This window comes from Algoriphagus aurantiacus (genome assembly GCF_035156405.1).
Classification (GTDB): Bacteria; Bacteroidota; Bacteroidia; order Cytophagales; family Cyclobacteriaceae; genus Algoriphagus; species Algoriphagus aurantiacus.
The window spans coordinates 97682-109736 of record NZ_JAXRUT010000021.1 but is presented as its reverse complement, the minus strand read 5'-3'; the positions used below and the strand labels follow the sequence as shown (position 1 = coordinate 109736).

General features: G+C 40.8%; 5 protein-coding genes. All 5 read left to right on the top strand.

All coding sequences use genetic code 11. From position 1 onward, the window contains the following. The first annotated feature begins 125 nt into the window (after positions 1–125). The 5 genes from SYJ56_RS18955 to SYJ56_RS18935 all read left to right on the top strand — a co-directional run bounded on the left by SYJ56_RS18955 (position 126) and on the right by SYJ56_RS18935 (position 12027). Entirely contained in the window at positions 126–719 is a 594-nt protein-coding gene (locus SYJ56_RS18955; protein ID WP_323836882.1) for an NAD(P)H-dependent oxidoreductase, read from the top strand. A 283-nt stretch (positions 720–1002) separates the two neighbouring features. Beyond that, entirely contained in the window at positions 1003–1740 is a 738-nt protein-coding gene (locus SYJ56_RS18950; protein WP_323836880.1) for a hypothetical protein, read from the top strand. A 610-nt stretch (positions 1741–2350) separates the two neighbouring features. Next, positions 2351–5419 (top strand): metallophosphoesterase family protein, encoded by a 3069-nt coding sequence (locus SYJ56_RS18945; protein ID WP_323836878.1) that lies wholly within the window; start codon positions 2351–2353, stop codon positions 5417–5419. Positions 5420–5421: 2 nt separating this feature from the next. After that, a complete protein-coding gene (locus SYJ56_RS18940) occupies positions 5422–9054 on the top strand; it encodes a DUF6603 domain-containing protein (RefSeq protein WP_323836877.1) in 3633 nt (1210 codons plus the stop codon). 1743 nt (positions 9055–10797) lie between these two features. Beyond that, a complete protein-coding gene (locus tag SYJ56_RS18935; RefSeq protein WP_323836875.1) occupies positions 10798–12027 on the top strand; it encodes a hypothetical protein in 1230 nt (409 codons plus the stop codon). The last annotated feature ends 28 nt before the right edge of the window (positions 12028–12055 follow it).

Here is a 12055-nt window from a genome sequence, read left to right as displayed (position 1 = left end):
AACAAAAAGACCTGTACCAACTTCTTCCCTCAAACTGGAAGCAGCACAGACCTAAACCGATTCTCTGAAATTCCTAATCCAAAACATATGGGATGCTCGGAGCGATACATTTAAAACATCATAAAATGAAAGTAGTAATAGTATTTAATCACCCTTATGACGGGAGTTTTTGCAACGCAATTTTACAATCGGTAACAAATGGACTTGCAAAAGGCTATCACCAAATTGACCTTATCCATTTGGACAAAGACAAGTTTAATCCAGTAATGACAGCAGGCGATTTGAAAGGTTTTCGTGACAAAAAACCTATTGACTCAAAAGTTATTGAATATAGCGACAAAATAAAAAATGCTGACCATTTAGTATTTATTTTCCCTATTTGGTGGGAACTAATGCCAGCATTGACAAAGGGTTTTTTGGACAAAGTAATTTTCCCAGGTGTTGCATACGACTATACAAATGCAAGTAATACAAGAATGAAACCTTTGTGGGACAATCTTAAAGGAGTTACAATGATAACCACAATGAATACACCAAATTGGTTGTATTGGTTATTGTTTGGCAATGCAATTAAGAAAGCGATGATAATGGGAACATTTTGGAAAATTGGATTTAAAAACCGTAAATGGATAAGTTACAATCAAGTGAAAGCAGTATCGGTAGACAAAAGGGGAAAATGGCTAAGTGAACTTGAAACTAAATTTGCAGAGATAAAATAGAATAGGGCAGCAGCTAACAACTAGGTATTTATTGGGTGCGAAGCACTGCCTACCCCGCGTTGCGGGGAACAATGAAACAGCTGTCAAACGAAACCAGAGTACCCCTTTATATTCATTTAGCTTGTTTGGCCATTGTAAATTGGTTCCGCCTTAAGTACTTTTAGTACAAAGAGATGTACATACCTATCTGCCTGTCCGGTTTTACGGGAGTTCTGTGGGATGGTGAGAGTGAAATTCCCTAACCTGACCCGATTGGTGGTAATTTTGACATAAAATGAACACTATGGGATTTAACAAATATAAAAGCCTGTACATATGGATGGTCATTCCAATGATTTTAATGCAATTTGGCATCTTCGAGGATTATTGGGGTGATTTTTCTGATAACGCATGGTCTGTACATATCCATTACTGGACAGGGACGGTTTGGTATATTTATTTAATCATTCAACCCTATTTTGCTACCCATGGCCAGATGTCCAGACATAGAACCAATGGAATAATTGGTATGTTCTTGGCAGGAGGTGTTTGTTTTACTGCTTTTAGTATGATGCACAGGGACATCGTAACAACTGAAAGAAGTTTGGCTGCTCCTGAACAATTTGGACCTTTCCAATCATGGTTCTTTTTTGGTGTGGCTGCAGTTGAAATTGTAATGATGATTGCTTTTGGATATGCGGTAATAAAAAGCATCTTACATAGAAAAGATATCGAAAATCATGCTTGGTGGTTAATTTCAACTGTGTTCATCATTATGATGCCGGCTCTTGCCCGAGGACTACAAAATACATATGTAGATATGCATATAGAGGCGTGGCCTGCCATAGATATTATGCTCCCTATTTATTTTACACAAATTTTAATTATAGGTATGTTGCTATTGGGGGCATGGAAATACGGCAAGCTGAAACACACCGCTACATATCTTGCTTTAGGAGTAAACCTTTTTATATTTTTATTGGAGCCATTAGGAAAATCTGAAACCGTACAGATGCTTTTAAAAATAGTAATCAAAGGATAGTTGTCGCAATGAATAAAAATTACAGCTAACAACTAGGTTTTTGTTGCGTGCGCAGCACGAACAATGAAACCGATGTGTGTTTGAAAGATGATTCACTCCAAAAACAAGAAACCATCAATTACCTTATAAGTATTTAATAATTAGGGTTTTCATTTCCAACAACTACTGCCTTAAATCCTAAAATCTTCTCAAATTCTATTTTGAAATTTGAAAAAATAGCTTAATTTTAATTAACTTTTACAAAGCATTAGCCCCAATTTAATAGTAAGGAATTTTTATTTCTTCATGAGTTGATATTGGACTTTTGCACCTAATATTTCATGATCCAAAATATTTAAATGCAAATTACTAGCGGATGTTTTTAAACTATCCAATAACTATTGTAGGTATCAAGAAATAGCTAGTTAATTCTTTATTAAGAAATTGACGCAGCGATAAATTCGTGCGGGAATTTTAATGGACTTGTTTAGTTAAATAAGGTTCCTTCCATGTCTGATATGGAAGTTTTTTTACTACCAAATCAAACCTTGAAGCCATGGCTCTCGCCCACTCTTTAAAAGACCGTTTTGAACAAATCCCATTAATTCTCTGCGGCCCTATTATTCGCAGAGTGGATTCTCAAATTGCTAGTGTTTGGGTTGCATTAATAAAGCCACAGCGTATCAAGCTACATTTGTACCTGGGCTATTCAGAAAGTGATGTAACTAAAAGCCCTGATTTCTCTTCAGGTTTTATAGAAACTTTACCTGTTGGAGAGCATCTTCATATCGCAATTGCTTTTGTGCCAACAAAAGGGTTACTCAAAAATGGTGGAATTTATTCTTACGATCTCCACTTCTATACACCGGGAACAGAAACAAGGGTGACTTCCTTGGGGGAACTCGGTTTGCTTAAAAGTCCCGTTCTTCTTGGTTTTAAAGAAAACCAGCTTCCGTCCTTTGTTTTTGTACCTGAGAAATTGGAGGATTTAAGGATAGCGCATGGGTCTTGCCGGAAACCTCATGGGAAAGGCCGCGACGGATTGGCTGCATTAGCAAAAGTAATGGAGCCTGACTTTTTAGAAATCGAACGTGCCAATGCTCCGAAAGTCAGGCCGCACTGTTTTTTTCATACCGGGGATCAGATTTATGCCGATGACAATTCCAATTTTTTAATTGAACATTACACTGATATCGGTAATTTTTTGCTTCAACGAGTTGAACAACTTCCTTATCCATCAAATCCTGATGACTATTTCGAGAAGCAGAATGGCGATAGTAAGAAATTCGTTTGGATAGAAGCAGTGACCGACTCATTGCCACCCAACCGCAGAGCAACTAATTTCTACACTGGTTTTACAGGTGCCCAATCCAATCATCTCTATTCGTTTGCCGAATTCTGTGCAGCTTATTTGATGCAGTGGTCTGATGTGCTTTGGCCTGAAAAATTACAGACTGTTCAGGAAATTTTCACCAGTAAAAAAAGTCATGAAGTAAAAGCCAATAATAAAGTTAACTCGTCGGATTACTTGTTCCCTTTAAAATTATGGGAAACGGAATTTATACCCCCCGCTGGTTGGGAAACTATGAAGAGAAAAGAGCGGCTAAATCATTTAATTAAACAAAATTTTAAAAAAGCATGGGAAAAGAAGTTGGTCATACCGGCTGATTTAAATAAAAAAAGGAAAGAAACATTTATAGAGGAAAATTTGGGGTATGGAGGCTTGGTAGATTTTTGGGAGGATAAAGAAAAAGAAATCAAGCGAGTTGAAGAATTTCGGAAAGACCTTCCTGCCGCAAGGCGTGCAATGGCCAACATGCCGAATTATATGACATTTGATGACCATGACGTGACGGACGACTGGTATTTAACCGGACGCTGGACCAAACGGGCACTTGGGACGAGGCTGGGCAAAACCATTATCAGTAATGGCTTATTGGCGTTTGCTTTATTTCAGGGATGGGGCAATGACCCCATCGGATGGTCTGGAAATGCGCTGGCACTACTTCTCCAAAACATGTTGCCTCAAAGTTTTCCCGCGGATAAAAAGGAACTGGTACGGAGTAAAATTCAGGAAAAAATAGAAATTGAAAGCATTGAAGAAGATAAACTTATTGAGGCAGTAAAGTCAATACTTGAAAGTAATTTAACTGCTTCCAGTCTCAATTTTACGGGTAGTGATAAAGATCAACTGGTTCAAAATCTCATCACATCACTTTTGTCTGAAATTATCACCAATATTCCCCGGGGTTTAAGTAAAAAGAAGGACCTGTTGGAAGAAATTCCTTTTTTCGTTTCGGGGATGAAAGCTTATTCAGAAGCCCATAAAACCTTAATTGAGGATGAAAAAGTTGGAACTCCATTACAGGATTGGGCGGCTTTACGCTCCTTGAGAATTGATGCCAATTTAGGATTTGATGATTTGGATAAGCCGAAGATTACATGGCACTTTTCTTTTCAAATGGGGTCTGCCCGTGTTTTCGCCCTCGACACGCGTACACGTCGCGATTTTTCCGCAGGAATGGATTTTCCACCAAATCTAATCCGAAAAAAAGCACTTGCGGAACAGATTCCAACCACTCCCCTCCCTCAAGGTACAGAGTTGGCCATAATAATTTCTGGTGCACCTATATTAGGTTTGGCCACTATTGAATCTATTGGCCAGACGATTATCCCCCGTGTTTTAAACGTTATTAAAGTTTTCAAGACAGAATTATTTAAGTCTTTGCGAGAGGTTCCAAAAAAAGGCGAAGAAAGCCTGGATGTGGAACATTGGACCCTGCATTTGGAGGGATACGAAGCCTTACTAAAAAGACTGGCGATATTTTCCAAGGTCGTTTGTTTGTCTGGAGATGTGCATTATGGCATCACCAGTGAAATGGATTATTGGCAAAAAGACAAGCCAAAAGCGTCACGTTTTGTACAAATGGTATCCAGCTCACTCAAAAATATGAAGCCGGAAGGCACTTTAGTGGGGTTGTTGCCAGCCCCTCTCACACAAGTCTCATTGACAAAAGGCCTGAATCGCGAAATGGACAATCTGACACTTGTTGGCTGGGAAAAAGACACTGATAAGTTAAAGATCAGGCGCCAGTTTGAAGCCGGGAAATTCCGTGATGCCCGGCCCGGTGAATTCCCCTTGCGCATCGGATATGCATTAAATAAAAAACCCGTCTTTCTTCCCTTACGAGACTGGCCCTTGGCGGAATTTCCCCCTACTACAGAAGATGGAGAACCCAATATATTGCCACGAGTCGTCATAAATGCCGATGCACCACCACCAACTCATTTATGGCAGCTAAACATCCTGAAGGACAAAAGAACAGATAAGGAACGATTTCGTGCTTTGGGCGCTGGATTTAAAGTGGAACCTGAAACCGATGTGCCATTGGATATCACTGCCTCCAATTATAAATCCAGTCTTGATCAAATGCTAAAACGGAATGCATTTTTTACCAGAATGCATTTCAGTCGTGCAGTCAATTGGTTTAGCAACGCAGCGATTGTCCATTTTTCTAAAAAAGAAACTGGCGAGTTAGTGGCAAAACATTCCATGTTTTTCTATCCCATTTATTTGTCGTCACCTTTCAATGACAATCCCGGCAATTTTGAGGATCCGTTTTTTCAACAGGAAGTTTCGCTGGGCCAGAAACTGGCATCAGAGCAACCTTTATTTCCAAAAGAATCAAACCCGGTATAGATATGGGAAAGTTATCCAGGTTAATAAACCATATTAATGATTGGTTTGCACCTTTTGAGGAGTTTTGCAAAGATGAAAACTTCCGTGGCGAATTGTTTGCATCTGTAGGAGCCAAAGAACCTACAGACGCTTCAAAAAAAGCACGTTTTGAAGAAAAAAGAGGCAAACTAATGGGATTGCTTCAGGCCTTGAAAGACAAGTTTGATGTTGACGAAATAGAGGTTGGCAACCTGGTAGCTTTCGGGAAGTTGATTGCAGAAATGTATGTCGTTTCAAAGACTATGTCCGAAATGCTTGAGGAATGTTCCTATCAGGGAGTTGATGAAAATGATAATGAAACAAAAGAAATAGCGATTGTCAATGCAATTAGAGCTATTTCAAAGTATTTTTCATTTGTGCTTTTCCGAAATAAAGCCCCTGAAATAGCTGCATTTGGTGAAGCCTTGGGCATTTTCTCGGATGAATACAATGAGACGAAACGGGCCCTCGATCTTGCATTAGTCTTTGACCTTGTTAGGTTGGTTTATAATATAACTCAGGTTGATTCATTAAGTGATATTTCAGGCAAGGACACCTATCTACAAAACCCTTCAATTACCAAAGCTGGTCAAATTGTAGGTGATCCCGAAGTTGATTTTCATCAACATATTCTAAAGGGAATTTTTCTGGATTTGAGTGTTCTTCTGACGGTATGGCTAAATGGAAAAGCAATAAAATACGGAGAATTTTTAGTCAATTTTGGACATGAAGGATTACCTGATTTGGATTTTCCCCGTTCAGCAGAACTCGCAGATAGAGTCTTGCAGCTTCAATTTTTGCCGGGCGAAAAGTTCGGACCGGATGGTGCTTTAAGTGAATTGACAGATTCCATTATTTCATTTGGCACCATCCCTATACCTTCTGATATCGCACAACCAAATTCAGAGCCGGCTGGCTACCAATACTTGATGAAGGTTGAATTATCTGCAACTGAAATTGGTTTCGACAATCCGGAAAATACGGATGATCCGGACTCTGGGATCGATTTAGGTGATTTTCAATTTCGCATCCCGGCTAATGTGAGCAGGAGCTTTATTTGGGGGCATGATATAGAATTCGATGGATTTAGTAGTGATTTACTGGGAGTGGAATCCTTTCTCGAGTTGGTTTTACCTGCTCCTCATAAAAAACCCACTGTTAATTCCAATGAGCCTGAAGAAATCGATTTATTTGACAGGGGAGAAATTTCGCTCAAAATCGCTCCTAAAAAAGTATTTATTAAAGGCGAAGAAAAAGCTGACCTCGAATTCAGACTGGAAATGCGCGATTTTGTTCTTGCCGTTTCAGGAGAAGATCGCGATGGATTTCTTCAAAAAATCCTCCCGGATGAAGCCCAATTGAGAGCCAGTTTTTCCCTTGCTTACTCTCCCCGCACCAATTCTTGGTCACTTGATGGATTGGACGGGAGAGACGGTCTGTTTTTTATGTTCAAAATTGGAAAAGTAGGTTTTAAGAAAAGCAAAACCTTAAGAATTGAAATTCCTGCTCTTTATTTTGGACTAAGCCCTCTCGTCGAAAAAGTCGACAGTAAAGAAATTGTCCGTGGTTTGGAACTGGAAGCGTCAATAGGTTTACGCCTGGGTTTTGGTCCTCTGGATATTTCGGCTGACCGGCTTGGACTCTTAGCGAAACTTACCTTCCCGGAAAAAGCTGATGGCAACCTCATGGGTGCCGATCTCAACCTCGACCTCAAACCACCATCAGGAGTCGGATTTCTGTTGAAAGGTAAATACCTCTCAGGAGGCGGGTTCCTCTATATTGATGCCGACCGTGGCGAGTATATGGGCATAGCGCAGCTTTCTTTCAAGAGCAAATACAACATCAAAGCCTTTGGGATTATCCTCACCAAATTACCCAATGGTAAAAATGGATTTTCTTTTGTCTTGATGCTCACTGTTGAGACATCATTCCAGCTGGGATTAGGTTTTCAACTTACAGGAGTAGGCGGACTAGTTGGGATCAATCGACGTGTAGAAATTTCCAAGCTTCAGGAAGGAATGCGTTCAAACCTGTACGACGATATTCTATTTCCTAAAAACCCTATGGAAAACCCTTATGGCCTGTTGAACGCCATCAATACGGTTTTCCCTGCCGAGGAAGGGCAATTTGTGATTGGTTTGTTGTTACAAATAGCTTGGGGGCCGAAAGGCCTGATCAGCATTGAGGCTGGATTTATTGTTGAGTTTCCTGAACCTGTACGCCTGACGATTATTGGTGTTTTGAAAGCTCTGGTTCAAAAAAAAGTAAAGGGAAAAGAAATCACCGCCTTGAATCTGCAATGCAACTTCTTGGGCATTTTTGATTTTGAAAAACAATTTATCCGTTTGGACGCAGTCTTGTTCAATTCAACCCTTTGTGGCTTGAAACTGGACGGGGATTTGGCGCTTCGAATTCGCTACAATTCCAATCCGGATTTTGTGCTATCAGTAGGAGGGTTTCACCCTAACTTTCAGCCGCCATCGCTTGACTTGCCCGCAGAAATTAAGCGTCTGCAAATCATTTTGCGTTCGGGAAACCCCAGTGTAATAGTTTCCGCTTATGTTGCTGTGACTTCCAATACTTTCCAGTTTGGAGTAGCCGGAGTATTGAAATTTGAAAAATGGGGAGTCAAAATTCTTGGGGAATTATCCTTTGATGCGCTCTTCCAGTTTAGCCCTTTCTGCTTTGAGGTCAGTGTACATTTCTTACTATCGGCTTCCTGGAAAGGATATGAATTCGCAGCCATCGAGCTCAACGGGCTATTTGCCGGACCTTCACCTTGGCATGTGGAGGGAAGTCTGCGGCTCAAAGTATGGATATTCTCAAAAACCGTTCACTTGGATGAATCATGGGGTGATGAAGACGCAACCCGTCTTGAATCTATACGCATCCTCCCATTATTGACTGCTGATTTACAAAACCAGAACAACTGGGAGGCAAAAAGCGGAAGTACCAGAGTATTGACAACGGTCCGAAAACAAGAAGGCCGATTATTACTACACCCCAATGAATTATTGGTTGTGAGGCAAAACACTGTGCCTTTATCCTTAAACATTGACAAGTTCGGTGAACGAGTACCGGAGGGGGGCAAAAAATTCAATATTCAGTTCCAGGATCCGGAAGGCAAATTATTAAATGCCCAAACTGTCAAAAATCATTTTGCCCCTGCCCAGTTTGTAAACATGCGGGACGAGCAAAAACTAAGCTCATCCTCTTATGAATTATTTGATTCCGGGTTGAGCTTCGAAGGCCTTGATGAAATAGTGTGCAGCGAAATGATGAGTACCTCCGAGTTGGAATACGAGACAAAAATTGTTGATGTGCCCACTGTTGCACCTATTCAAAAGCCTTTTAGAATAAAAGAGCATGCCGAGAATTTTGCATTTGGATTGAAAAACAATGCTATAGCGAATTCAACTTTCGGCAGAAAGACCAAATCTGTCATACCTGAATCTGCTCCGCTAAGAGAACATTTTACAGTTGTAGATAAAGCTGGTCTTACAACCTTTAAAAATACTCATGCTTTCAGTGAAACTGAGGCGTTACAGAAATTGATGGAAATTGAAAAATCTTTTCCAAGGAAAAAGGGCCAATTAATGGTATTACTGAATGATTAAGGGATTAAGTCAGGGATGAATTCTAAATTCAACTCTTCTGAATTGCTCCATTTTTAGAAACAAACCTTTTACAGATATGGTAAACTACACCTTTCTACCATTTTTACGCCGTGGAATAATCGGTCTGACAAATGCTAATGCTTCATCGGACAGGTTAAATGTTCCATTGAGCTTGCAAGTAAAGGTTGAAAATGAAAATCAACCCCCTCCTGTTGAAATCCAGGTGCAACTTTATGGACCGGGAGATATTACCGGTATAAATTATCAGGCAATCATCCGAACCGTGCCCAGAGCAGGTGTAAATGATTTTGAAGCCAATTTTCTTGCAGCAATCGAGTTTTATGATGAAGATTTTTTATGGAGGTATTCTCCGGTTTTGCCAGACCAAGAAAGAAAACTTAATCCCTGGCTTTGGTTGGTTGTTTTAACTGAAAATGAGTTTAAACGGATTTCGGCTGGAAAAAACAGCTTACCCATTATCGATATTTTGCCAGAAGCAATGCAGTCTGCACTTCCTGCTCCTGAAACCATCGCTTCTTGGGCTCACGTTCAACTCAATTTTAAACCGGAAGGTTCTACTGCAAAGGCTCTTGGTGCCAGCATACAACAAAAGCTCGATGAAGACCCCAACCTTGGTTGTTCCCGACTGGTCTGCCCACGCCGCTTGAGTCCGAATACTCGCTACAGAGGATTTGTTATACCGGCTTTTGAAAAAGGACGCCTTGCGGGATTGGGACGATCTCAGGATGAAATTGCGAATATTCCTAATTCAAAACCTTCTTGGTCAAATACTGAGGCAAATTCAAATCCCCATCAATTCCCAGTCTATTTTGAATGGCCTTTTTCAACATCTTCCGTAGGTGACTTTGAAGATTTAGCCCGGAAATTATCCCCGCTCACTCCTGAAGAACAAAATGAGCTGAATGAGGCTACCAAACATTTAGACGTTCGAAATCCAGGTTGGGGAATCAAAGGCGCGACCGGAACGATTCGAATGGAAAGCGCCTTGAAATTACCCGGTTTAGAAACTGAATCATCTGGTGAAACCGATGACAAAAATACGTTAAGTGAAAAAATTGCCCCTGTACTGAACCTTGGTATCTCGCCACTCAATAGCAAACAGGCCAAAAACACCGTACACCCGTATTTCAAAGATGAAAAGGATCTAGACAAACAATCAAATCTTGACGATGACCCTATTATAACTCCACCAATATATGGGAGCTTCTACCGTCCCGGCGAAATGCTAAATGCCGAAAATTCCCAAAGTTGGTATGAGCAATTAAATCTTAATCCGGTGTATCGAATTGCAGCAGCTCAAGGCACTGGTGTTGTACAGCAGGATCAGGAGGAATTGATGGATAGCGCATGGGAACAATGGGGTAAGTATGCAGATACCTTAAAAATGCGTAATCGCTGGATATTTTCGGAACAGATAAGTCAAATTATGAGTGTGAAACGGGTGAAACCCATGACAGATGTGTCCAGTTCTGAATCACAATACCGGTCTATAAGCTTCTTTTCTCCTTTCATTCCGATGCTCAAAAAGGGAGGTACTACAAATCAGATTGTAGGAAGATTGGCTACAACAAATGCAGCCAAATCTTCCACCTTCTCCCCGGCCTTTTTAAAACTGACACGCTCAGGTGGCCCATTGATGAAACGATTGTCGGACAAGCCAACCGGAGTTTTCTTTGCAGNTCCCCGGCCTTTTTAAAACTGACACGCTCAGGTGGCCCATTGATGAAACGATTGTCGGACAAGCCAACCGGAGTTTTCTTTGCAGAAAAGAAAGCGCCATTTATTTTGGCTCAAATCCCGACTACTCCTGTCCAAAAAGCTGTAAACACCATTTTATCCTGGCTTAATAGTAATCCGAATTCTTCAAAAAATTTGAAAAATGCGGGTTTGGTCGGTATCGATCCTTTGAAAACAGCCTTAAGTTCCTGGTTACCTTATGTAGGCCAACAGGGCGAAAAAATTAACCGAAGAACTGACATTCATATAAGTGCGATGGCTGGACTATGGGCACAGATCGCTCCTGTAAATACCATCATGTCCCGTTTTGAGTCTATGGTGGGCATCACTATATCTACAGATGGAAATTCTTCAACGGACAATTTGCCCCCGGCTCCAATTTTCAGAAACCCAACCTATGCTCAACTGGCAGAGCGAAATACAGATTTCATTTTACCCGGATTGGAAAAAATACCTTCTAATCGGGTAGCAATCCTTCAGGCCAACTCAAAATTCATTGAATCCTATCTGGTGGGACTAAACCATGAAATGGCTCGTGAATTTCTTTGGCGTGAATTTCCGGCACCTTTAAATGCAACCTATTTCAGTCAGTTTTGGGATGTGCGTAATTCCCACATTCCCAAGGTGGATATTCAGCCAATTCTTCAATGGAAACCCAATTCAAAAATCGGTGCACATGGAAACCAACCCGGACAGGCAAGTACGGAAGATCCCATTGTAGTAGTGATGCGGGGAGATTTAATCCGAAAATACCCAAACACTGAAATTTTCATGGTAAAAGCAGGCTGGGAAAACAAAAACGCGGGGAGCCATAAATTGGTACTCGATGTCAATAATCAGTCGCAATGGATAAAGGAGTCTCCAAATTTACAACGACCTCTTTTTTCTGCGCGAATTGATCCCGATTACACTTTCCTTGGCTTTAACCTTGGTTTACAGGAGGTAAAGGGGAATGATGAGAGTTCCGGATGGTTTTTTGTTTTGAAGGAACGCGCAGGAGATACTCATTTTGGGCTGGACCTGCTTATGGAGGCCGACAAAGAGGATCCATCGTGGGAACAATTAGCAGAAGTTGAGGAAAATCAATGTATACAGGTTGATTCTGCCAGGTTCAACGAATTGCCCCGAGCAGGGAAACGGGCTGACCAAGTGGCTTCCATGCTTTATCAAAAACCATTTATGTTGTTTGTACATGCTAGCAGGGTAATTCCTTGATAAAATTATCAGACCATAAACTCAAATC

Bases quoted from the DNA above. Each gene is read 5' to 3' on its own strand.
- SYJ56_RS18955 (WP_323836882.1), top strand. From the start codon at position 126: ATGAAAGTAGTAATAGTATTTAATCACCCTTATGACGGGAGTTTTTGC.
- SYJ56_RS18950 (WP_323836880.1), top strand. From the start codon at position 1,003: ATGGGATTTAACAAATATAAAAGCCTGTACATATGGATGGTCATTCCA.
- SYJ56_RS18940 (WP_323836877.1), top strand. From the start codon at position 5,422: ATGGGAAAGTTATCCAGGTTAATAAACCATATTAATGATTGGTTTGCA.
- SYJ56_RS18935 (WP_323836875.1), top strand. From the start codon at position 10,798: ATGAAACGATTGTCGGACAAGCCAACCGGAGTTTTCTTTGCAGAAAAG.